This is a genomic window from Flavobacterium anhuiense, from assembly GCF_004151235.1.
Taxonomy (GTDB): Bacteria; Bacteroidota; Bacteroidia; order Flavobacteriales; family Flavobacteriaceae; genus Flavobacterium; species Flavobacterium anhuiense_A.
Genome location: NZ_JUIV01000002.1, coordinates 400574 through 424621 on the forward strand (window position 1 = coordinate 400574; position 24048 = coordinate 424621).

Below are 24048 nucleotides of genomic sequence, written 5' to 3' on the forward strand. Positions count from 1 at the left end.
GATGTAAAATTAAATTTTACTTATCAAGTAATTTATAAATGCACTACATGTTACTAGTAAAAATTTTGCTTCGTGAAAATCAATTTCTCTACCATTTTCTGTCAATGCGTGCCTTATTCCGCCCTCATCGCTTGTATATCCATATAATGAAGAAAAGCTTTTTTTGAGAGCTGAGTGTAAATTATTTTCTTTTTCTAATTTATTTAAAGCTTCACCTAGAGTTGATTTATCATTAGAAGTAAATATCTTGCATATCGATTCGACAGCTGAAATTGATTCTTTAATAGAATTTCTATAATCAGGGGATTTTCTGTCTGATAATAATGAAAGAGCAGTGCTTAAATGGGTATTCACTGATTTAAATTTATCTGTTTTGTATAGTGCCTCTTCAATTTCTAAAACTTCTTCGTTTGATGTTATTTGTACAATTGTTTTGTCTATAAATCTATATGCTGATTTCTCACGTTCTAAAGCTATGTTTGTCGTTTCTAAAAATTCTTTAGAAGCAAAATCTGCTGTAAATTCTAATAAATCATATGTTTCGAACCATTCATGTTTGGGGTCAAAAAAGAAATCTCGGAGAGTTTTAATAATAAAAGCTGTTTGTACTAATCCACTTTCGTAACTAGGCAGTGAATCAATTGGTAATTTGAAAAAATTAATCCATAAATGGCGTATGAATTTACTTAAGTGAGGTTGTCTTTCCCAATTTTCGGTTTTTTTTATGAAAGATTCTAAATATACTGACCACAATAAATTTCTTAAGTCATTATCAATAGATTCTATTTGTATTTGATCTTTTACTGCTTTGTAACCTAATCTTTCAGAAAATTTCATAGTAAATTAATTTTTATAATATTCAAATATAGAAAGAATTGTTGATTGCTAATTTTTAGCAAAAAAAAATAGTTTAGTGAGATTTTAATATTCGGAAGCAAAATTGTACCAAAAACAAAAAAGCTTCTGAAATATCTTCAGAAGCTTTTTTTTGTGCGGATAATAGGACTCGAACCTACACGCCTTGCGGCACCAGATCCTAAGTCTGGCACGTCTACCAATTTCGCCATATCCGCGGTAATTGTGGGTGCAAAGATAGGCATACTTTTGAATTATCAAAGCATTTTTTCAAAATTTTTTTTAATTCTCTTTTTTGTACTTTTGGTTTTCTATAAAAATAATTTAAATGGAAAATATTAAGTCCTACGTTCAACAACATAAAGATCGGTTTATCAACGAATTGATCGAATTATTAAAGATTCCGTCGGTTTCTGCCGACACTGCATATTCTCAAGATGTTATTGACACAGCAGAGGCTGTAAAAGAAAGTTTATCAAAAGCAGGGTGCGATTATGTCGAAACTTGCGACACTCCAGGTTACCCAATTATCTACGGAGAGAAAATTATAGATCCAAATCTTCCAACGGTTTTAGTTTACGGCCACTACGACGTACAACCGCCAGATCCATTAGAATTATGGACTTCACCACCTTTTGAACCGGTTATTAAAACTACAGATATTCACCCAGAAGGCGCCATCTTCGCGCGTGGAGCGTGTGACGACAAAGGTCAGATGTACATGCACGTAAAAGCGCTTGAGTTAATGGTGCAAAGCAATACATTGCCTTGTAACGTAAAATTCATGATCGAAGGCGAGGAGGAAGTAGGTTCTGCAAGTTTGGCTTGGTTCGTAGAACGCAATCAGGAAAAACTGAAAAACGACGTTATCTTGATTTCAGATACAGGAATGATCTCCAACCAACAGCCGTCTATCACGACAGGTTTAAGAGGTTTGAGTTATGTTGAGGTAGAAGTTACAGGTCCAAACCGCGATTTGCATTCAGGTTTATACGGTGGGGCTGTGGCGAATCCAATTAATATTTTGGCAAAAATGATTGCTTCGCTTCACGACGAAAACAATCATATTACCATTCCAGGTTTCTACGATAAAGTAGAAGAATTATCTGCAGAAGAAAGAGCAGAAATGGCAAAAGCCCCTTTCAGCTTAGAAAAATATAAAAATGCTTTAAACATTGCTGATGTTTACGGTGAAAAAGGATATGTAACCAACGAAAGAAACTCAATCCGTCCTACTTTAGACGTAAACGGAATCTGGGGAGGTTATACTGGCGAAGGTGCTAAAACGGTCATTGCGAGTAAGGCTTTTGCTAAAATCTCGATGCGTTTGGTTCCAAATCAGGATTGGGAAGAGATTACAGAACTTTTCACAAAACATTTTACAAGCCTTGCTCCAGCTGGAGTTACGGTAAAAGTAACGCCTCATCACGGTGGTCAAGGTTATGTTACGCCAATTGACAGCATCGGTTATCAGGCAGCAAACAAAGCGTATACAGAAACGTTTGGAGTTCCTGCAATTCCGGTTCGTTCTGGAGGAAGTATTCCGATTGTGGCTTTGTTTGAGAAAGAATTAAAAAGTAAAACGATTTTGATGGGATTTGGTTTGGATAGCGATGCAATTCACTCGCCAAATGAGCATTTCGGAATCTTTAATTACTTGAAAGGTATTGAGACTATTCCGTTGTTTTACAAGTATTTTGTGGAATTAAGTAAGTAAAAAAGGGACAAAGGTTCAAAGGCACAGAGGTGCAAAGTTTTATATAAATCCGTTCAGAAATGAGCGGATTTTTTTTGTTTTCGTACTTTTTTGTTGAGGTTCAGAGTAGAAAAACCTTTGTCACTTTGTCTCTCTGAACCTTTGCCCCTTTTCAAAAAAAGACCTCTTTTTCTTGCATATTTAAAATTTAACTCTACATTTGTAGAAACAAATCTATAATTGTAGAGCAAATGAATATGAAAAACCTTTTTTTACTATTGTTTTGCGGAATATTTCTTTTAAGTTGCAAAAGCAAACCGATCAATCAGAAAATTGATAGGAAAAAAGAAGGCGTTTGGATTGATAGTTATTCGCAAGACGGAACAGATTATAAATCGTATGAGTATTATAAAAATGATCTTCCGGTTAAAAAGTGGAAATCTTACATTAACGGAAAAATCTATAAAACAGAGAAATATAAAAACGGAGTCTGTGTCGTGAAAAGTTATTACGAAAACGGAAAATTGGAATCGAAAGGGAAAACTAAATTTGAGACTGATTCGGTTCAGTCGCATTGGTTTTATTTTGGAGAATGGAAGTTTTATTCGGACAACGGAAAATTAAAAAATATCAAGAATTACGATAAAGGAGAATTGATTTCGGAACAAAATATTAAATAAACTAACTAACCTCTAAACCATGAAAAAAATAATCACGCTTTCTTTTCTTTTAATGAACTGCTTTTTCTTGCAAGCTCAAACGTATAAAGAATGGACTCAAAAAGCAGATTCTTGCTACCGAGCACAAAACTATAAATTGGCCGTTGATTTTTACGAAAAAGCCTTTAAAATAGAAAACAAAGATTCTGGTGATTTTTACGATGCGGGATGTTCTGCAGCTTTGGCGCAGGAAAACAAAAAAGCATTTAATTGGCTGAATTTGGCAATTGATAATGGCTTTGAAAATATTGCACATATGAAAAAAGACAGCGATTTAAAATCTTTGCATGCAGACAAAGGCTGGGAAAAAATGATCGATAAATTTCAAAAGAAAAGAGATATTATTGAAGTTAACTATGATAAAGCTTTGCAAAAAGAACTTTTAGATATTTATGCAGAAGATCAAGATATTCGCGGTGTAGCCATGAAAATTTATAGAACAGCTGGTCCAGGAAGCAAAGCTTTGGATAGTATTGGTGAAATCATGAATTATAAAGACAGTATAACTTTAATTAGGGTTATCAAAATATTAGATGAAAAGGGTTGGGTCGGAAAAGACGTTGTTGGATCTCAGGCTAATCAGGCCTTGTTTTTGGTGATTCAGCATGCCGATTTGAAATATCAGCAAAAGTATTTGCCTATGATGAGAGATGCCGTTAAAAAAGGAAATGCTAAAGCAAGTTCTTTGGCTTTATTAGAAGACAGAGTGGCTTTACGTGAAGGAGGAAAACAAATTTATGGAAGTCAGGTAATGAATCATCCTATAACGAAGAAACCTTTTGTTTCTCCGCTTGAAGATCCCGATAATGTAGATAAAAGAAGAGCGTCCGTAGGGCTGGGAACGTTATCGGATTATCTTAAATATTGGAATGCAACTTGGGATGTTGAAGCTTATAAAAAAGAACTGCCAGAACTGGAGAAAATTATCCGTCAAAAGAAAAGTTAAGTAATAATGATTATTAAAAATAAGTTCATGACAAAAGAAATCCAATCTGAGAACGTATAATTTAATAAAAGACTAAATTTAGCCTATGAAAAAATCGATTGTTTTTATTTTACTTGTAATCAACTTTGGCTTTTTAAACGCTCAAACTTATAAAGAGTGGGTTCGTAAAGCAGATTCTTGCTACACGGAAAAAAACTATGAATTGTCTGTTTCGTATTATGAAAAAGCTTTTAAAATAGAGCAAAAATCTTCGACAGATTTATACAACGCTGGTTGTTCTGCTTCTATGGCAAGGCAGCATAAAAAAGCATTTAAATGGCTGAATCTTTCTATAGATAACGGTTACGAGAATATGGCGCATATTAAAATTGATAATGATTTAAAACCTTTGCATTCAGAAAAAGAATGGAATAAAACAATTGATAAGCTGCAGAAGAAATTGGATATTCTTGGAGCAAATTATGATAAGGCGTTAGAAAAACAACTTGCGGAGATTTATACCGAAGATCAGGAAATTCGTGGAGAATTTATGAATGTTTACAGAGCCTCAAAACCTGATAAAAAGAAAATTGACAGCATTGGAAAGATTATGGAAAGAAAAGACAGTATTAATCTCGTTAAGGTGATGAAAATACTGGACGAAAGAGGCTGGTTAGGGAAAAATGTGGTAGGGACGCAGGGAAATCAGACTTTGTTTTTGGTAATTCAGCATTCCGATTTACAATATCAGCAAAAATATCTGCCAATGATGAGAGAAGCTGTTAAAAAAGGCAATGCAAATCCTGCAAATCTAGCGTATTTAGAAGATCGAGTAGCTTTGAGAGAAGGAAGGCCACAAATTTATGGAAGTCAGGCCGCAAAGAATAAAAAGACCAATAAAATGTATATATCGCCAATGATAGATCCAGATAATGTAGATAAAAGACGTGCCGAGGTGGGGCTTGGTACAATGGCGGACTATGCAGTAAAATTAAACATTGATTGGAATTTAGAAGAGTATAAAAAAGAATTGCCAGAAATAGAAAAACTTGAAAATATCAAACCATGATACAATTATCAAATGCAGAAGAACAGTTAATGGAGCATTTATGGAAGCTTGAAAAGGCTTTTATGAAAGATTTGCTGGAAGCGTATCCAGAACCAAAACCGGCAACAACAACCGTGGCGACGCTTTTAAAACGAATGATCGATAAGAAATTTGTGGCGTATAATGAATTTGGGAATTCGAGAGAATATTATCCGTTAGTAAAGAAAACGGACTATTTTGCAAAACATGTAAAAGGGCTGATTAGTAATTTCTTTAATAATTCGGCTTCGCAGTTTGCTTCGTTTTTTACGACCGAAACCAATTTGTCGGCTTCGGAATTGGAAGATCTTAGAAAAATAATCGATTCAGAAATTCAAAAAAAGAAAAAATGATAATCTATCTTTTAAAATCGGGTTTACTACTTGCTGTATTTTTTGCAGTGTATAAATTGTTATTAGAAAACGAAAGAATGTTTCGATTTAATCGTGCTTATCTTCTCGGAAGTTTGATTTTTAGCTTAGTTATTCCGTTGCAATTGTTTCCGATTGCATCATTTTTTCCGTCAAAAATTAAAGCAATTCAGTTGGATGAAATAATGATTGTGGCTAATAAATCAATCTTAAACGAAGTTTCATACAATGAAATCATATATTTCTTTTTAGGTGCAATTTACGTTTTCATTGCAGCAATTTTACTGATTCGATTTGTTGTAAATGTGTCTTCTTTTTTCTTGAAAATGAAAAAGAATTCGGTAGAATTTATAGACAATCAGAAACTTGTTTTAGTAAAGGAATCGATTTTGCCACACTCTTTCTGGAATGCTATTTTTATTAGTAAAGAAGATTTTACAGATGGAAAAATTCCATCAGAATTAATCGCTCATGAAAAAGCACATTTGCAGCAAAAACATACTTTGGATATTCTTTTTGTTGAGGTTTTGCAAATCGTATTTTGGTTTAATCCGATGTTTGTTTTGTTTGAAAAAGCCATAAAACTCAATCATGAATTTTTGGCTGATGAAGCGGTAAACAAACAATTTGATGAAGTTAAAAGTTATCAGAACTTATTGTTGCAATTTGCTTCAAAGAAACATACTGTCGCTTTGGCAAGTAATATCAATTATGAAATAACTAAAAAACGTTTAATAATGATGACTAAAAAAGAATCTGTTTCAAAAGCTGTGTTTAAAGTACTGGCGGTTGTTGCTGTTTGTATGGTATTATTATTCGCTTTCAGTTCTGAAGCTGTGGCTCAAGACGTTAATCTTATGAGCAATAAGGTATATAAAGCTGGCGATTCTGAAATCAAACAACCTGAATTTCCGGGAGGAATGCTCGAGTTCTACAAGTTTGTGGGGCAACGTTTTAAAATTCCAGCGGAAGCCTCTAAAAATAATATAGACACCAAAATTCACATGCAGTTTATGGTCGAAAAAGACGGAAGTTTGTCTGAAATTTCAATTGTAAAAAATGCGGGATACGGACTAGGAGAGGAAGCAATTCGTGTTTTAAAACTTTCGCCAAACTGGATTCCAGGTAGTGAAAACGGAAAACCAGTTAGAGTATTGTATTCTTTACCAATTACTATTCAAAGTGAGAAATAGAGGTTCAGAGTAACAAAGGTTCAAAGGTTCAAAGGTTCAAAGTTTTTTTTTGCAAGGCTTTTAGTCTTTGCAAAGATTAAGTTTGCTTAAAAGCCTTTGTCGCTTTGCACCTCTGCACCTTTATCCCTTAAAAGAAAAAAAATCCGCTTCTTGATGGGAGAAGCGGATAAAATTAAAAACTAATTAAAAAAAATTCTAAAATAAACATGCAGACCCAGACTAAAACAAGTCTGGATTGTATCCAAAATAAGGTACATTTTGTTCATTAAAAATGACCCCATATTCTTCTAATTCCTTCAAAATAGGTTCGTAAACTTCCTTTTTAATCGGAAGCTGAACGCCTGGAGTTGTGATTTTTCCGTTTAAGATTAACAAAGTAGCAATTGCAACCGGAAGCCCAACTGTTTTTGCCATTGCAGTATACGTTTGGTCTTCGCCAATACAAACCATTTTAGAATCGATTTGTTTCTTTTCGCCATTCAGTTCATAACCAAATTTATGATACATTACGATCATATCTTTGTCTTCTGGTTCAAGAGCCCAACTGTCGGTTAAGATTTTTTCTAAAATTTGAGCTGGAGTAGCGTTTGGCAGATTTACTTTTTTGTTAGGGTTAAATAAATCCAGTTCCAAAAGCTTGTCCCACATAATATCGTCCTGATCGATTTTTAAAATCAATCGAGTTTTAATTTCGACAGAATCCGTCGGATGATACGGGAGGAAAGAATTGATAAACTGACGATAACTCATATTTTCTGACCCCTCTAAAATATAGCTATCGTCAGTCATTCCAAGCTGTACAAACATATTCCAAGCGCGAGAATAACCCACTCTTCTAATTGTACCTCTATATAAAGTAAGAATATCATCTAAACCATAAACCGATCTGTATTTAAGCGAATCTCGATTAGAATACGCTTCAAACTTTCCGTAACCTTCTACTTCTAGAAATTCGGTTCTGCGAAACAAAGCGCTATACGGAATATATTTATAAGTGCCTTCCTGAATAAACTTTGCCGCACCGCCTTGACCTGCCAAAACTACATTTCTTGGCGCCCAAGTAAATTTGTAGTTCCATAAATTATTGTCAGATTCAGGAGCTACAAGTCCGCCGCAGAAAGATTCAAACAAAAGCATTTTACCGCCTTTCGATCTGATTTCGTCAATGACTTTCATGGCGCTCATGTGGTCGATTCCTGGATCAAGACCAATTTCGTTCATGAAAATCAGATTGTTTTGAATGGCTTCTTCGTTTAAAGCCTGCATAGCGTCACTTATATAAGATGCCGTAACAAGATGTTTTTTAAATTCAAGGCAATCTTTAGCAATTTCGATATGCAGATGCGCAGGAAGCATAGAAATGACTATTGATGCATTTGCAATAGCTTTTTTTCTTTCGTCGGCATTAAAAATATCTAAGGCCAGCGGAGTGGCATTTGGATGATTCTGTGTTTTTGCTTTCGCAAGATTCAATGAAAGATCAGCTACCGTTAAATGCAGTTTTTCTTCATTAGATTTTGATAATAAATAGCGAATCAAAGAAGATGCAGATCTTCCTGCTCCAAATATTAAAATGTTTCTCATGTCTTAAATATTTAACACAAATATATTTAATTGTTATAAATATAACAATTCAAATTAAAGAAAATAAAATTATTTTTTTCGCAAAACCCAAAAAATAATCTGATTTTGTTCTAAATAATCTAGAAACAAAGGCGGTTTTTCAGTTCGTTTGAAGTATTTTTGTTTGAAATTTCAAAAGAGATATATTATGAAAAGAAGAATTATTTTAACTGGAGCTTTTATAGGTATGCTGGCTATTATTTTGGGTGCTTTTGGTGCTCATTTATTGAAAAAATATCTTTCGGTTGACCAATTAAATACTTTTGAAGTTGGTGTTCGTTATCAAATGTACCACGCTCTTTTTCTTCTTTTTCTATCTACACAAAAGGATCTTGCAGAAAAGACCTTAAAAACGATCTATAATTTGGTCGTTGCAGGCGTTTTGCTTTTCAGCGGTTCAATCTATTTATTGGCAACAAAAGACTATACTTTGTTTGAGTCTAAAATTATCGTATTCGCAACACCTTTGGGTGGTTTCTTATTAATTATAGCTTGGATGCTATTATTCTTTACGATTTTGAAGAGAAAATCATAAAATCCCGAAAAAAAAATTCTGTCTAAGAATTAATCTTTAATTTTGTCACATAAATAACATATAACTTTATTTGTGTGACTTTTTTGTATTTTATATTGTTAAACAAAAATAATATAACAAAATCATTCAATAGGTTGTAATTAAACAAATTAGAAGCGGTTATTTTTTTCTTTTTGTAATTTTTAAAGTGAAATTTCTCTTTTTTCGTATAAATCAAAGTGAAATTTAAGTATTTTGAAAGAAATAAAAATTAATCTGTAATTTTGCTTTAAACAAAAAATCACACACAACTTAAAAATTTATGGACACTAATACAGTTTTCGCGCAATCGATTTCGTTAAAAGAGTTAGGAATTGAAAATGCAAAAGTTCGTTATCAACTATCTGCAGATGAATTACATGCGATTACTTTGCAGTCAGGTCAAGGTGTTGAGAATTCTACCGGAGCGTTAGCGATTAATACAGGCGAATTTACAGGTCGTTCTCCACAAGATCGTTTTATCGTAAAAGACGATATTACTAAGGATCAAGTTTGGTGGGGAAATGTAAATATCCCGTTTGAGCCTCAGGCTTTTGAAAAGCTTTATAATAAGGTAACAGCATTTTTATCAGACAAAGAAGTTTTTGTTCGTGATTCTTATGTGTGCTCTGATCCAAATTATAGATTGAATGTTCGTGTTGTAACAGAAACAGCTTGGTCAAATTTGTTTTGCTACAATATGTTCTTACGCCCAGAAGCTTCAGAACTGGCAAACTTTACTCCAGAATGGACAGTAGTTTGTGCTCCAAGTTTTATGGCAGATCCTGCTGTAGACGGAACACGCCAGTCTAATTTTGCTATTTTAGATTTTACTAAAAAAATTGCTTTAATTGGTGGAACAGGTTATACTGGAGAAATGAAAAAAGGAATTTTCTCTGCATTAAACTTTATTCTTCCAGTTTTCAAAAATACACTTCCAATGCACTGTAGCGCCAATGTTGGTGAAGCGGGAGATACAGCAATCTTCTTCGGATTGTCTGGTACAGGAAAAACAACTTTATCTGCAGATCCAGAGCGTAAATTAATCGGAGACGATGAGCACGGTTGGACAAATGAAAACACTGTTTTCAATTTTGAAGGCGGATGCTATGCAAAAGTTATTAATTTAACAGAAGAAAATGAACCAGACATTTTTAGAGCAATCAAAAAAGGGGCGCTTTTAGAAAATGTGGTTTTCAAAGCAGGAACAAACGTAGTTGATTTTGATGATGTTTCTATTACTCAAAATACTCGTGTAAGTTACCCAATTACGCATATCGATAATGTACAGCCAGGTTTGGTTGGACACAATCCTAAAAATATATTTTTCTTAACGGCTGATTCTTTCGGAATTTTGCCTCCAATCTCAAGATTGACTCCAGGTCAGGCGGCTTACCACTTTATTTCTGGATATACGGCAAAAGTTGCTGGAACTGAAGCTGGTGTAACAGAGCCTCAACCTAATTTCTCTGCTTGTTTTGGAGCTCCGTTTATGCCTTTGCATCCAACGCGTTATGCTGAAATGTTGAGCAAAAAAATGAAAGATGCAGGAGTAAAAGTTTGGTTAATCAATACAGGATGGACTGGCGGAGCTTACGGAACAGGAAGCCGTATGAAGCTTAAATATACTCGTGCTATGATTACTGCTGCATTAAAAGGAGAATTAAACGATGTAGCGTTTAAAAATCATGAAGTATTTGGAATTGAAATTCCTCAAGATTGTCCAAATGTTCCAGTGGAAATTTTAAATCCTAGAAATACTTGGGAAGACAAAGATTTATACGATAAAAAAGCGTTAGAATTAGCTCAGAAATTCAAAGCTAATTTTGCCAAATTTGAAGAGTTTGCAAATGCTGAAATCTTAGCAGGCGCACCGATTACAGAATAAAAGGAATTATTTAATTCAAAATAAAAAAGCTGTTCATTTCTGAACAGCTTTTTTTGTTTTTTGTGTTTGTCTGATACTGCTTGCTTGTCTTCCTGAGCGAAGTCGAAGGGCGCTCCAATTGGAAACTGGGCTTCGACTTAGCTCAGCCTGACAATGAGAACTTTTTAAGACATTGAAACGCAGTTTTCAGCACAGTTTAAAGGAAAGTACTGAAAAACTGCAATTTCAAATCAACACTGAATCTTTATTTCTTCTTTTCGTCTATACGTTTCTGGATTAAATCCCAAGCATAATAATGGAAAGTCATTCCGTTGCTCATTGCTACAAAAAGTCCGTTTTTATATTTTGGACCTAAGTTTACGCTAGTAACATCTGCACCATCACATTCAATTGTAGAAGTTGGCACTTCAGCCAATAACGGATGATTGTTTGCATTTCCGTTTGCACCTTCTCTCGGGTAAACCATAAATGAATTTGCTTGCTGGTTAGACACTAAAATATATCCGGTAGAATCTGTTTTTTTGTAAATAGCAATTCCTTCATGATCTGCTTTGAAATCTTTTTGACCAAAGAAAGCCAATTCTTTATTATCGCTTAAAGCGGGATCTGCTTTGTATTTTCTAATTCCAGCCTGCTCGTCACAATAGTAAACATAACCTAATTCGTTATCCACGGCAATAGCTTCAATTTCTTTTTTACCGCTGTACGTTCCGAATTTGCGAACCACTTTTGCTACAGCAAATTTTCCATTTCCAGAAAGTTCATATTGCCATAAATAGCTTCCTGAAGGACCCGTTTTTCTTCCTACAATAGCAAAAATCTTCCCATCGCTTGGGCGAGTGTATAAAGAAACTCCCATTGGATCACGTTGAGATTCTCCTTCAAAAACAGGAATTCCGCCGTTATCAATTGGCGCTAAATCAGGTAAACTGAAGATCCTGATTTTATTTTCTTCACGTTCCGTCGTTACAGCAACATCTACTTTTTTTCCGTTAATACTTAATCCGTAAGCGATATCAACATTGTTCGGACGTTTTAGCGGAATTGATTTTTTAAGGATTTTTCCATTCAAATCAAAAGCGTACAAACCGCCATCTGTGTCTTTGTCTGTTCCTACGATAATACTTTTTGAAGCATCAGTTGAATTAATCCAGATTGAAGGATCGTCTGTATCGTGAGGTAAAGCTTCTGTAACGGCTGTTGGTTTTACGGCATTTGGCTGAATTGGCGCTAGTTTATCGTCTTTACAAGCTGTAAATGATAAGCTTAAAAGTAAAAAAGCAACTAAAAATTTATTTTTCATTTGTGTTATATATTTTAATGCAATTAGACAGAGCGCTAAACTCTGTCTAATTTAAGAATTTTAAAAAAGTGCAGATTACAAGTCTAGTTTTAATCCGAAATTGTAACGTGGCTGGTAATATTCAGCTTGTTTTGTATGTGCAGCCACTCCTTGGTAGTAACGTAACGGCTGATTTGTTAGGTTATTTGCTTCTGCAAAAAAGCGAAGTTTTGGAGTGATCTTATAAGAAGCATTTGCATCTAAGAAGAACTGCTTGTCATAGTAACTGTCTTTGTAAGATTCAGAACCTAATTCATCTAAATAATCAGATGTAAAGTTAGTTGAGATTCTTGCAGAAAAACGTTTGTTTTCCCAAGATAAAGATCCGTTAAACATGTGAGGAGTTGTTCCCGGAAGACTGATGTCGTTTCTTTCATTTCCGTCTTCGTCAGCAATTCCGCTTGCTTTAGATTTTGTATAAGTATAGTTTAAGTATACAGCAAAACCTTTTAAGAATTTACTAGGAAGGAAATCCAACTGACGTTGGAAAGCAACCTCAAATCCGTAAACATCAACATTCTCTCCATTTCTTGATTGTAAAAATGACCAGTTTTCTCCCGCTGGAATTGGATTTATCTGATTTGGGAAATCTGCAGCAAATTTTTCAGCAGTATATTGATTGTCACTATAGTTGTAAATGAAATCGTTTAATCTTTTGTAGAAAACACCTCCAGAAATCAAACCAACAGATTTGAAATAGTTCTCTGCCATGAAATCATAATTGTATGAGTAAGTAGCATTAAGATCTGGATTTCCAGCTGTAATTTCTTTGTCGGCAGCAATGTTGTTTACATAAGGAGCCAATGCATAATAGTTTGGTCTTGCTAATGCTGTTGTTATGGCAGCTCTTAAAACTAAATCTTTTGTTGCATTGTATTGCAATGAAATACTTGGCAATAAATTAGTGTAAGAGTTGGTATTGTTGATTTTGCTCTCTAATTCTTCCTCGTCTAATACACGGTTTCCAGTATAATCGATGTGAGTATTCTCTACACGGAAACCTAAAACCATTGAAAGTTTATCGTTAAAATCCTGATCCCATCTTACATAAGCAGCAGTAATTCTTTCTTTAGCATTATAGTTTACCGCTAAATATTCTGCTGGATCAGCTTCTTTTTCAAATAAAGTTGCATTGTTTAAGTCTAAACTTCCTAAGAAAGCTGCAGAAGCAAAAGTTCCTGGTGCATATTTACTTCCTGGATTAAAATCTTTTCCGTCAAAATAAGAAGTTGGAACTTGCGATAATAATTCCATATCATCGTTCAGCGGAGTATAAGAATAGAAATTATTGTTTCTTTCTTTTTCTTTTAAACGAAGTCTAAGACCTGTTCTCAATCTTCCTTTTTCGCCAGCAATAACAGAGAATGGAAAACGGATATTTACTTTTGCACCAAATTCGCTTTCGCTTGTTTCGTCTGTGTTTTCGGTAACAGAATTAAATTTAAATTCGTCAACAGATTCGCCAACCGTAGTCATTAAAGGAAATCTGATGTCTGATAAATCTTCAAACATTTCTAGACCTTTTTGGCGGTATTCGATATAACGTTCACCCGGACGGTATTCTCTTGCTTTTGCATAGTTAGCAGACCAGTCTAAATCTAATGTTGAGTTGATTAAATGCTCTCCGCGAATAGAATAGTTTTGAACTCTTTGATCTTCTAATCTTCTGTTTTTATTTCTGTTATTGTCTAAACCTCCTTTTGTCTGACGTTTTACGCGACCTTCAAAACCAACAATTTCTTCACCATTATAAAGAGGTTCAATATCATCGTAAGTAGTTCTAAAACGGTTTTCTCTATCATCTCTCCAGTTGTAGATTGCATTAGCGAAAATCGTGTTATTGTCGTTGAATTTATAATCTAAAGCAACAGAAGCGCTACGGCGGATACGCTGTACATCATATTTTCTAATTTCAGATGCTTGTAAATACTCATTTCCAAAATCATCTTTTACCCATTCGTTCTCGATGTTATCAGAGCCATAATCTACATTGTTGTAAGATCCGCTGAAAACAGCTCCTAATTTATTGTCAAAAAAGCGATTACCATAAACTAAACCAGCTGTATAAGAAGCGTGGTCACGAATTGGCAAATATCCTCCAGCCATTGTTGCAGAAATTCTTTCTCCGTTTGGAGTTGCTCTTGTAATTAAGTTTACAGAACCTCCAATTGCATCTGCATCCATGTCTGAAGTCAATGTTTTATTTACTTCGATAGTTGAAATCATATCAGACGGAATCAAGTCCATTTGTACGTTTCTGTTATCTCCTTCAGCAGATGGAATACGGTCACCATTTAAAGTAACAGAGTTCAAAGACGGAGCCAAACCTCTAATAATAATGTTACGAGCTTCACCTTGGTCATTCTGCATCGTGATACCTGGAACACGTTTTAAAGCATCTCCCACGTTAGCATCTGGGAAACGTCCCATTTGATCTGAGGAGATTACGTTTCCGATGTTTTTGTTGTTTTTCTGCTGGTTTAACGCTTTTGCCTGACCTTTTAAGATGTCTCCAACAACAACTTCTTTCAGCTCATTTTCTGAAGCTTTAAGGGCAAAGTCAATAACATTGTTCTTTCCTTGCTCCACTTTTATTTCTTGAGTCAAAGTAGTATATCCAATATATTTTACTTCAACTTTATAAGTTCCTTCATTAATATTTAATAACTCGAAACGGCCGTTATAGTCAGAAACAGTATATTTTTTCTCGCCTACAATTTGAACCATAGCTCCAGGAAGAGGCAGTTTGTCATCGGCGTCTAATATCTTTCCAGATATAATCGCTTTCTGAGCAAAACCTGTAAAGGCGAATAAAAAGAATAGGGTTAATAGGTAAAATTTCTTCATTGTGTGTGTTTAGTTTGATTTCGGTTGCGAAACTAAGACCCGTGTATTACTAAAGCCTTGAAAAAAAATTAACATAGTGTTATGATTCGTCAGTTATTGCTTATAATTATTAATGTTTAACTAACATTAAACTTTCAAACGTTTGATTCACAACTAAAAAGAAATTGATATTTTGATCGTATTTAAAAATTTGGCGCTAAATTTGCCGTATCAATCACAATCAAAAATCATCAATCATGTTAAAACAATTTTTTATCCTATGTTCAGGAGTCGATAGAGACCTCTTGAAAGACTGTTCAGAAGGCGAACAAACCAAATATGTTGGTATTGGTGCCACAGTTTTCTTTACAGCAGTTATGGCTTTCTTGGCCAGTGCTTATGCACTTTTCACCGTTTTCGATTCTATTTATCCCGCTTTGATTTTTGGATTTGTATGGAGTTTATTGATTTTTAATTTAGATCGATTTATCGTTTCTACGATTAAAAAAAGAGATCGTTTTCTGGACGAATTCCTGCAAGCAACTCCGCGTATTGCTTTGGCTATTATTATTGCCATCGTAATTTCGAAACCTTTGGAAATTAAAATCTTCGAAAAAGAAATCAATACCGTTTTGTTGAAAGAGAAAAACGAAATGGAATTGGCGAATAAAAAGCAAATTGGGACTTATTTCAAAACAGATTTAGATAAAAATAAAGCAGAAATCGCAGCTTTAAAAGCTGATATTGTAAAGAAAGAGAAAGAAGTAAACGATTTGTATTCGATTTATATTACCGAAGCCGAAGGAACTGCCGGAACGAAGAAATTAGGAAAAGGCCCAGTTTATAAAGAGAAACGCGAAAAACACGATGCGGCTCTTAAAGAGTTTGAAACTTTAAAAAAGACCAACGAAGCTAAAATTGCCGAAAAAGAAAAAGCAGGCGTACAGCTTCAAGCCGATTTAGACAAAAAAGTTTCGCAAACCCAACCCATCATTGAAGGTTTCGACGGATTAATGGCTCGTATTAATGCCTTGAACAAATTGCCATGGCTACCATCGTTTTTCATTATGCTGTTGTTTCTTGCAATTGAAACATCTCCAATTATTGCTAAATTATTGGCGCCAAAAGGAGAATTCGATTTCAAACAAGAAGAAGCTGAAACTGCTATGAAAGCGACTTTGGCTCAAAATAAATATCAAAGAGATTTATTGGTGAAAACAAGTGCCGAAATGCATGATAGAGTATATGCAGATATTGCCGAAGATAAAGGTTTATTTGACCTGCAGCGAAAAAATGCTAAAGAGTTACTGGAGTTACAGTCACATAAATTTGTAGAAAAGCAGAAGGCGACTTTGTAAATGAGTACAAAGTGTAAAGTTTCTAAGTGCAAAGTTTAAATACAAAGCCCGAAATAGAATCTCTATTTCGGGCCTTTTTTATTTTAGACAAAGTCAATAATCTTTGTACTTTGTACTCAGAACTTTGTACTTTTAAACTACATATAACTTAAAATCTCTTTTTTATAAGCATCATATTCTCCTTGCATAATCAAACCATTATCAAGAAGTTTTTTGTAGTTCTGTAATTTATCAAAAAGCTCTTCTTTAGATAAATCGCTCAATTTGCGCTCTCCTGCTGGCTGAGTCGGAAGGGGTTCGTAAGTTTCTGTAACAGCTGGAGCTGCAGGTAAAATTTCAGCAAAGCTTGTTACTTCTTCTGTTTCTACTTCTTCGATTTCTTCCTCTGCTTCTTCTTCAAAAACAGGTTCAGCAATTTCTTGAACTGGAGTTGCAGTCTGAACAGGATTTTTTAATAAATCCAATTGTTCTTTAGCGTAAGTATAAATTTTTCTAGCCTGAATTTTCGGAATGTAATCAATAGAAACAGCTAAATCTGTTTTAGTGCCAAATGAAAATTCAGAACCTAAAATGTTTTCTTTTACAAAAGTACTAGCAATATCATCCCAAGTATAATCTGTAAAATCCATAGAAAGGCCTAAATTTTTTGGCTTGCAGATAATGATACGTTTGTTAGTTAATACAATGCTGTCTGGAAAAACAGTAATAGCAGGTTTTTTCTGTACTGCAATGTATCCAACTTCTTCGCCTTTCATCAATAAATCGTTAAGTTTCGAAGTGATTTTTTCAATCGCTTTTGGATCTTGTTCTTCGTTCAGAAATTTTTTAAATTGTTCTTTCATGATTCTATAAATTGCTAATTTGCAAACTGATTCGGGTTTTTAAGTTTTGATCTTACCCTGCAAATGTAATGCCTAATTTTCTAATTGAGTAATTTCATTTTGAATTTTCTTCGTCAAACTTTTGAAAACCAATTCGTATGAATGGTCGATCAATTCCTTGACAAATTTTACAGGTAAATTTCCGTTCAAGGCTATTGTATTCCAATGCACTTTGCTCATGTGATATCCTGGTTGAATTTCATCATATTCCGCTCTGAGTTCCTGCGCACGGTCTGGATCACATTTTAAATTGACAGACTGCTCGTTCTTTTCCCATTGAGAAAGAGAAGACAGAGCAAACATTTTTCCGCCTACTTTAAAAACCAATGTATCTTCGTCAAAAGGGAAATGTTCGCTGACACCTTTTTTCGAAAGACAATATTCGTAAAACGTTTCTAAATTCATAACTGTTTATTTACCAATTTCACCCAAATGTGTGTATTTAAAGCCTTTTTCATATTTCAGTCCGTAACCAAAAATACGATCCATTGCAGAATGCGAAAATAAAATAATTCCTATTAATTGAATAATTTCAATACTTAAATAACATCCGATTCCATAAATTAAAAGAGCAAGTCCTTTATGATGAAACAAATTATAAGCAAAAGCGCCGATTTTATTTCCGAAAACATATCCAATCATCGATAAATCGGGTGCTAAAATTAAAACCAGAAACCACCACCATTCATAACTTAAGCGGTTGAAAAGAAATATTCCGAGAATAAATAAAGCGACTTCTTCGAGTTTTAAGACTGTTTTCATTTGACTATTTTTTCCATCATCTTTTCAGGATGATTCAGTTTTGTAAATCCGAATTTCTCGTATAAAAAGTGCGCGTCAGTGGTTGCCAGGCGCCAGATTTTAACTTCTTGCAATTGAGGCTCATTCATCATTGCGTCAATTAATATGGAAGAATATCCTTTTCCGCGGTATTTTTCATCAATAAAAACATCCATTAAATAAGCAAAAACAACATAATCAGTAATGACGCGCGCGAAACCAATTTGCTTGTCATCTAAATAAATTCCGAAACAAACCGAAGCATCAATCGTGCGTTGAACTTCTTCTATAGTTCGCCCCGCTGCCCAATAAATGTCTTTTAAAAAGTTCTGTATAAATGGAACATCGAGTTTTGTTTTGTCAGTTGATACTGTTATCATTAAGGGATGTTTTTTAACCACAAATTACACAAATTTTCACAAATTATTTTTTAAGATTAAAGTTTACAAATGATTAAATCTGTATAAATCTTTTTATCCCGATAGCTATCGGGAGTGGCAAAATAAAAAAAGAAATTCGCGAAAATTTGTGTAATTTGTGGTTGATTTTAAATTTTGTATAGTATTGGTTTTGATGGGCTCGCATCATTTTCAAACGAGGCAATTTGAAGATTTAGTATGTAATCTCCATCTTCAATTTCGTCTGAAACATAAATCATTTCTGTAATTGTGGCATTAAATCTTGCGTCAGGATTTAGATTATGTGTGTCCTTAACATTCCAAAACGCTTTATGAGCCAATAATTTCCCTTCGTCATGTTCTTTGTCTACACTTGGAAGATCAATTAATAAATGCTGAATTTCGCTTTCGCGGATGAAAATCGCGGCATCTTCAGACAAATACGGCGGATTGGTATTCGAATATTTACGAGACTTTTTTTCTTTTTGATTTGGAAGCGTTCTAATGATTAAAGCTTCATTTGTCACATTGAGCGAAGTCGAAATGCTAAAGGCTTTTTGAATTTGTTCTTTTGTAATTACAAAATCATCTCCAATTTTTTCAGGTTCAACCGTAATCAATTTAGCAAAAAAGAAAAACTGCTTCAACGATTGGTTGATGCTGTAAAAATCATTCGTAATATGCCCTAGACATTCCGTATGCGTGCCATGTCCATGCGGATTGAAGAAAATATTATTGAAATTTGTAGATGATTTTCCTTCAGAAACTTTACCGATCCAATCGCCAAAAACTACAGGTTCAATTGAAGGTTTTTCGATATACCACGCAATCGGATTTTCGTCAGTATTGGTTAATGGAATGGAGATATCAATAGGTTTTGATAAGTCGATTTCGAAGTTGTTGATTTTTGCTAACACAAATTTGGTTTTTATGCCGCAAAGACGCTAAGTCACAAAGTTTAATAATTTGAGCCTTTGTGCCTTCGTGGCTAATTTTTATTCATCCAAATTTAGATAAAATAAATCTGAAGCAATTCCATCCGTTAAAAATTTTCCTTTTGGAGTTGGTTTTAGAATATTATTTTCGATCGAAAGCAAATCGTCGTTTAAGAATTTTTGAGATTGTGCTAATAAGTAGTTTAAATATTCTGATCCAAATTCCTTTTCAATTCGGTCTAAAGAAACGCCCCAAATAGTTCGCAATCCTGTCATAATATATTCATTATAACGATCTGAAATAGTTAAGACTTCTGTTTCAATAGGAAGTTCATCGTTTTGAATTGCTTTTAAATACAATGAATTATTTGCAATATTCCAGCCTCTTTTTTCGCCGTCATAACTATGAGCAGAAGGACCAATTCCGATATATTTTTTGCCGAGCCAATAAGCCGAATTGTTTTTGGAGAAATAATTTTCTTTTCCGAAATTGGATAATTCGTAATGGATAAAACCATTTTTCTGAAGCATCTCAACCAAAATCAGAAAATGATTGGATGCGACTTCGTCTTGAGGTTCAGCAACTTTTCCTGTTTGAATTAATTTGCTCAAAGCTGTTTTCGGTTCAACTGTCAAAGCATAACTCGAAATATGCGGAATGCCGAAATCTAAAGCAGTCTGAATATTCTGTCTCCACATTTCGTCACTCATTCCTGGAATTCCATAAATTAAATCAAGCGAAATATTATCGAAATATTTGGTTGCTTCTTCCAGACATTTTTTTGCTTCCTCCGAATTATGAGCACGATTCATCATTTTCAAATCTTCTTCATAAAAAGACTGAATTCCAATGCTTAAACGGTTTATAGGACTTTTGGATAATTCAAAAATTCGTTCCGCAGACAAATCATCTGGATTGGCTTCAAGCGTAATTTCGGGATTTTCGACAACTTTATAATTTTTGTAAACTTCAGAAATTAAAAAGTTGATTTCATCATTCGATAAAACAGAAGGAGTTCCACCACCAAAGTATATCGTTTCAATGATATTGTCACCCTGAGCGGAGTCGAAGGGTTTGCGCACAGCAATTTCTTTAGCCAAGGCCAAAACCATTTCATCCTTCTTCTTCATCGAAGTAGAAAAATGAAAGTCGCAATAATGGCAAGCCTGTTTGCAAAAAGGAATGTGAATATAAATGCCGCTCATTTTTTAATTAGATAATTAGATAATGTGTCAATTAGATAATTTATTCGTTCTCTAAAGAATTATCAAATTGTCACATTGACTCATTTCTTAACTCGATCTTCATTTTGTTTCACAAAAGCGTCCCAACCCGAATAACTCTTTCCAGAAACAACTTTTCCTGAATTGAAGTGATGACAAACCGCAGCCGCCAAACCGTCTGTAGAGTCAAGGTTTTTTGGTAATTCTTTTAAGCCTAAAAGCTGTTGGAGCATTTTGGCAACTTGTTCTTTGCTCGCATTTCCGTTTCCTGTAATGGCCATTTTTATCTTTTTAGGCTCATATTCTGTAATCGGAATGCCTCTTGAAAGTCCCGCAGCCATAGCAACGCCTTGCGCGCGTCCCAATTTTAACATCGATTGCACGTTTTTTCCAAAGAAAGGCGCTTCAATTGCAATTTCGTCGGGACAATGTGTTTCGATTAATTCGATAGTTCGCTCAAAAATGATTCTTAGTTTTTGGTAATGATTATCGTATTTGGACAATTGCAATTCGTTTAACTGCAAAAACTCCATTTTTTTATTGGTGACTTTAATCAATCCAAAACCCATAATTGTGGTTCCAGGGTCAATACCTAATATGATGCGTTCTTGTGTCAAGAGAGTTTTTGTTTCAAGTTTAAGGTTTCAAGTTTAGAAAATTGACTCATTTTCTCACTTCCTAATTGCCACATTTGATTACTTTTGCGGCATGATTTCAATTCCTCACAAAGCTAAGCAATTCCTAGTTCTTCTGGCCAAACTTTTAATTGTTGGCGGCGCATTTTATTTTATTTATAATCAGTTGGCTAACAACGACAAATTAGACTGGCAGAAGTTTATTGTTTTGTTCAAGAAAAATCAGTCGGTTTTAGGGATTTCGTTTATTCTTCTTTTGAGCGTTTTGAATCGTTATTTCGAGATTTTAAAGTGGCAGAATCTTGTACAAGTTATTCATAAAATCTCTGTTTACGAATCTACAAAACAGGTTTTAGCAGCATTGACAGCAGGAATTTTTACGCCAAATGGAGTAGGAGAGTATGCTGGAAAAGCATTGTATTACCCAAAATCTGAAGCCAAAAGAGTTGTTTTCTTAAACCTGATTTGCAACGGAATCCAAATGATTCTAACCATCATTTTTGGGATTTTCGGATTGTTGTATTTTAACGCTGAATTTAATGTAATTACAACTAAAACAGTTCTTATTCTTTTTGGTGGATTTGTACTGATTTTGATTCTATTATTCTCCATTAAAAAGATAAAAGTGAAAGGTTATTCGATTGAAAAACTGATTCATAAAATCGACGAAATTCCGAAATCCGTTCATCAAAAAAATATCTTTTTAGGAATCTGCCGCTATTTGGTTTTCTCGCATCAATATTACTTTTTGTTTTTAGGTTTTGATGTCGATCTTCCTTATTTGACTTTAATGGCTGCGATAACTTCGGTTTACTTTTTGGCTTCATCTTTGCCAACTTTTCAGTTTTTGGATTTCGCTGTAAAAGGAAGCGTTGCGATATATTTCTTTGGAATTTTGGGTGTAAACGAATGGATTGTAATTTTCATCAGCACTTTAATGTGGTTTTTGAATGTAGTATTGCCAGTAGTTTTAGGAAGTTATTTTGTGCTGAATTTTAAAACCAAAACAGCAGAATGATTTTTGGATTGTTCGCAATATTAACCATTTATATTTTAAGCATTTCTTTGCTGATTTATGGTTTTTTCAAAGTGAAGAAATATCAAATAACGGATTTACAACCGAAAACGAGTTTTACGATTATAGTTCCGTTTCGAAATGAAAAAGAAAACCTACCTATACTTTTAGAGAGTTTTTTAAACTTAAATTATCCAACAGATTTATTTGAAGTGATTTTAGTCGATGATAATTCTAAAGAAAAATTCCAAGTTTTAAATTCCAAATTCCAAGTTTCGATAATCAATAATATTCGGATTTCAAATTCTCCAAAAAAGGATGCGATTACAACGGCAATGCAGCAAGTAAAAACCGATTGGGTTATTACCACAGATGCTGATTGTATTGTTCCTAAAAATTGGCTTTTGGCCTTTGATAATTACATTCAGGAGAACAAAGTTTCGATGTTAGCTGGTGCTGTAAGGTATCAATGTGAAAATTCTTTTTTAGATCATTTTCAGCAATTAGATTTGACAAGTTTGCAAGGTGCAACCATTGGAAGTTTTGGTTTGAATAAAGGTTTTATGTGTAACGGAGCCAATTTGGCGTACATAAAATCATTGTTCGAGAAACTGAATGGCTTTGATGGAAACGATAAAATAGCGAGCGGAGATGATGTTTTTTTACTTCAGAAAGCAATCGAAAAGTTCCCTGATGAAGTTCATTATTTAAAAGCTGATGAAACAATTGTTACAACAAAGCCAACTGAAAATTGGAAAGTATTATTTCATCAAAGAGTTCGTTGGGCAGCTAAAACAAGTTCGTATAGAAGCACTTTTGGTAAATTCTTGGGTTTGATTGTTTTCTTCGGAAATTTGAGTTTTGTAATTGGATTTTTCTTTATGATTTTTGTAATCTGGTTTTATCCGATTTTTGTACTTTTCGCCTTTTCTAAGTTTGCAATTGATTGTGTTTTGCTTTCAATAACCAATCAATTTTTGACTAAAACCAGAATAAAAAGCCTTTTATTGAGTAGTTTGCTGTATCCGTTTTTTAGTTCGACTGTTGCCCTTTATAGTTTGTTTGGTTCTTATGAATGGAAAGACCGACGCTTTGCAAAATAAATTAACCATTTAAGTTATATAAGAAATTTAAGTTACGTAATCCTTTCAGTTGGCATGGTACGCATCCCAATTTTAAATGAACTTATATAACTTATATGGTTTAGAAAAACTATTTATCGTCTTTTGCTTTTAGAATAACAGGTAAAATAAATTGTGTTTTTACTGGAATTCCACGTTTTATAGCTGGATTTACTTTTGGGAAATCGACTAAACGAGCATGTAGAATGCTGTCGATTTTTATGGTGTCGTAAGCTACAGAATCTTTAGGAAACTGAGGTTCAAACTTCATGGTTGAGTTTGGAAAAACGGTTACTTTTACTTCGATTGTGTCCAATTCTGGGTATAATATAGATAGAGTATCTACGTTTAGTTTTTCTTGGATAAGGCTTGACATGACTTCAAAAAAACATTGCTGACGAAGTTTTTTATCGGCAATTTTTTCACAGTTAGGAACAGAAGGATATTCATCAACTTCTTTCCAGTTGATTGATTTTAACTCTTTTTGAAGTAATTCTTTTTCAGACGGAACCTGCTTCTCAAAATATTGACAAGAACTAAAAAGAATACAAATAAAAAAAGGGAAAAACTGCCTCAAAGTTTTAAAATTGAATGAATGAACAAAAATACGATTTTTTTGCGAA

Annotated in this window: 23 protein-coding genes and 1 tRNA gene; 11 read left to right on the top strand and 13 right to left on the bottom strand. The window is 33.9% G+C overall.

The window, feature by feature from the left end:
* Positions 1-9: 9 nt before the first annotated feature.
* Positions 10-837 carry an AbiJ-NTD4 domain-containing protein gene (locus NU08_RS04595; protein ID WP_129746060.1) on the bottom strand — a complete coding sequence of 276 codons (828 nt, stop codon included), beginning with the start codon at positions 835-837 and terminating at the stop codon, positions 10-12.
* A 154-nt stretch (positions 838-991) separates the two neighbouring features.
* Positions 992-1073: transfer RNA gene (locus NU08_RS04600), tRNA-Leu, on the bottom strand.
* A 110-nt stretch (positions 1074-1183) separates the two neighbouring features.
* Between NU08_RS04600 and NU08_RS04605 the strand changes: the two genes are divergently transcribed.
* The 6 genes from NU08_RS04605 to NU08_RS04630 all read left to right on the top strand — a co-directional run bounded on the left by NU08_RS04605 (position 1184) and on the right by NU08_RS04630 (position 6846).
* Positions 1184-2572, top strand: coding sequence for a dipeptidase (locus NU08_RS04605; protein ID WP_008466344.1), 1389 nt, complete (start codon positions 1184-1186; stop codon positions 2570-2572).
* A gap of 236 nt (positions 2573-2808) precedes the next feature.
* Positions 2809-3231 carry a hypothetical protein gene (locus NU08_RS04610; RefSeq protein ID WP_129746061.1) on the top strand — a complete coding sequence of 141 codons (423 nt, stop codon included), beginning with the start codon at positions 2809-2811 and terminating at the stop codon, positions 3229-3231.
* Between the two features lie 19 nt (positions 3232-3250).
* Positions 3251-4216 (top strand): DUF6624 domain-containing protein, encoded by a 966-nt coding sequence (locus tag NU08_RS04615; RefSeq protein ID WP_129746062.1) that lies wholly within the window; start codon positions 3251-3253, stop codon positions 4214-4216.
* A gap of 85 nt (positions 4217-4301) precedes the next feature.
* The gene (locus NU08_RS04620; protein ID WP_129746063.1) at positions 4302-5264 is read left to right on the top strand and encodes a DUF6624 domain-containing protein; all 963 of its coding nucleotides are present in this window, start codon (positions 4302-4304) and stop codon (positions 5262-5264) included.
* Positions 5261-5635 (top strand): BlaI/MecI/CopY family transcriptional regulator, encoded by a 375-nt coding sequence (locus NU08_RS04625; RefSeq protein WP_129746064.1) that lies wholly within the window; start codon positions 5261-5263, stop codon positions 5633-5635. The genes NU08_RS04620 and NU08_RS04625 overlap by 4 nt, the downstream gene beginning before the upstream one ends.
* The gene (locus tag NU08_RS04630; RefSeq protein ID WP_242502481.1) at positions 5632-6846 is read left to right on the top strand and encodes a M56 family metallopeptidase; all 1215 of its coding nucleotides are present in this window, start codon (positions 5632-5634) and stop codon (positions 6844-6846) included. Before NU08_RS04625 ends, NU08_RS04630 begins: the two co-directional genes overlap by 4 nt.
* 219 nt (positions 6847-7065) lie before the next feature.
* Here NU08_RS04630 and NU08_RS04635 read toward each other — a convergent pair whose 3' ends face one another.
* On the bottom strand, positions 7066-8430 hold the full coding sequence (locus tag NU08_RS04635; RefSeq protein ID WP_129746065.1) for a saccharopine dehydrogenase family protein: 1365 nt from the start codon (positions 8428-8430) through the stop codon (positions 7066-7068).
* A 187-nt stretch (positions 8431-8617) separates the two neighbouring features.
* On the opposite strand from NU08_RS04635, the gene NU08_RS04640 reads away from it, so the two are divergent.
* Both NU08_RS04640 and pckA read left to right on the top strand, forming a co-directional pair.
* Positions 8618-9004, top strand: a complete 387-nt coding sequence (locus NU08_RS04640) for a DUF423 domain-containing protein (protein WP_129746066.1) — start codon at positions 8618-8620, stop codon at positions 9002-9004.
* 301 nt (positions 9005-9305) lie between these two features.
* Positions 9306-10910, top strand: a complete 1605-nt coding sequence (gene pckA, locus NU08_RS04645) for a phosphoenolpyruvate carboxykinase (ATP) (protein ID WP_129746067.1) — start codon at positions 9306-9308, stop codon at positions 10908-10910.
* A 244-nt stretch (positions 10911-11154) separates the two neighbouring features.
* Here pckA and NU08_RS04650 read toward each other — a convergent pair whose 3' ends face one another.
* Together NU08_RS04650 and NU08_RS04655 are read right to left on the bottom strand one after the other, a co-directional pair.
* Positions 11155-12213, bottom strand: coding sequence for a phytase (locus NU08_RS04650; protein WP_129746068.1), 1059 nt, complete (start codon positions 12211-12213; stop codon positions 11155-11157).
* A gap of 75 nt (positions 12214-12288) precedes the next feature.
* Positions 12289-15099, bottom strand: coding sequence for a TonB-dependent receptor (locus NU08_RS04655; protein WP_129746069.1), 2811 nt, complete (start codon positions 15097-15099; stop codon positions 12289-12291).
* Between the two features lie 236 nt (positions 15100-15335).
* Between NU08_RS04655 and NU08_RS04660 the strand changes: the two genes are divergently transcribed.
* The gene (locus NU08_RS04660; protein ID WP_129746070.1) at positions 15336-16436 is read left to right on the top strand and encodes a DUF4407 domain-containing protein; all 1101 of its coding nucleotides are present in this window, start codon (positions 15336-15338) and stop codon (positions 16434-16436) included.
* 137 nt (positions 16437-16573) lie between these two features.
* Here NU08_RS04660 and NU08_RS04665 read toward each other — a convergent pair whose 3' ends face one another.
* The 7 genes from NU08_RS04665 to ruvC form a co-directional block, all read right to left on the bottom strand.
* Positions 16574-17278, bottom strand: a complete 705-nt coding sequence (locus tag NU08_RS04665) for a PH domain-containing protein (RefSeq protein WP_129746071.1) — start codon at positions 17276-17278, stop codon at positions 16574-16576.
* A 72-nt stretch (positions 17279-17350) separates the two neighbouring features.
* Entirely contained in the window at positions 17351-17722 is a 372-nt protein-coding gene (locus NU08_RS04670) for an MmcQ/YjbR family DNA-binding protein (RefSeq protein WP_129746072.1), read from the bottom strand.
* 6 nt (positions 17723-17728) lie between these two features.
* A complete protein-coding gene (locus tag NU08_RS04675; protein WP_129746073.1) occupies positions 17729-18079 on the bottom strand; it encodes a DUF4260 domain-containing protein in 351 nt (116 codons plus the stop codon).
* Positions 18076-18477 carry a GNAT family N-acetyltransferase gene (locus NU08_RS04680; protein WP_129746074.1) on the bottom strand — a complete coding sequence of 134 codons (402 nt, stop codon included), beginning with the start codon at positions 18475-18477 and terminating at the stop codon, positions 18076-18078. The genes NU08_RS04675 and NU08_RS04680 overlap by 4 nt, the downstream gene beginning before the upstream one ends.
* 167 nt (positions 18478-18644) lie before the next feature.
* Positions 18645-19412, bottom strand: a complete 768-nt coding sequence (locus NU08_RS04685) for a cyclase family protein (protein ID WP_129746075.1) — start codon at positions 19410-19412, stop codon at positions 18645-18647.
* A 78-nt stretch (positions 19413-19490) separates the two neighbouring features.
* Complete coding sequence (gene hemW, locus NU08_RS04690) at positions 19491-20636, bottom strand: radical SAM family heme chaperone HemW (protein WP_129746076.1); 1146 nt, start codon at positions 20634-20636, stop codon at positions 19491-19493.
* Positions 20637-20716: 80 nt separating this feature from the next.
* On the bottom strand, positions 20717-21271 hold the full coding sequence (ruvC, locus tag NU08_RS04695; RefSeq protein WP_129746077.1) for a crossover junction endodeoxyribonuclease RuvC: 555 nt from the start codon (positions 21269-21271) through the stop codon (positions 20717-20719).
* A 91-nt stretch (positions 21272-21362) separates the two neighbouring features.
* Between ruvC and NU08_RS04700 the strand changes: the two genes are divergently transcribed.
* Both NU08_RS04700 and NU08_RS04705 read left to right on the top strand, forming a co-directional pair.
* Positions 21363-22307 carry a lysylphosphatidylglycerol synthase domain-containing protein gene (locus NU08_RS04700; RefSeq protein ID WP_129746078.1) on the top strand — a complete coding sequence of 315 codons (945 nt, stop codon included), beginning with the start codon at positions 21363-21365 and terminating at the stop codon, positions 22305-22307.
* Positions 22304-23407, top strand: coding sequence for a glycosyltransferase family 2 protein (locus NU08_RS04705; protein WP_129746079.1), 1104 nt, complete (start codon positions 22304-22306; stop codon positions 23405-23407). The genes NU08_RS04700 and NU08_RS04705 overlap by 4 nt, the downstream gene beginning before the upstream one ends.
* A gap of 109 nt (positions 23408-23516) precedes the next feature.
* On the opposite strand, the gene NU08_RS04710 is transcribed toward NU08_RS04705, so the two are convergent.
* Positions 23517-24002 (bottom strand): hypothetical protein, encoded by a 486-nt coding sequence (locus tag NU08_RS04710; RefSeq protein ID WP_129746080.1) that lies wholly within the window; start codon positions 24000-24002, stop codon positions 23517-23519.
* Positions 24003-24048: the final 46 nt, after the last annotated feature.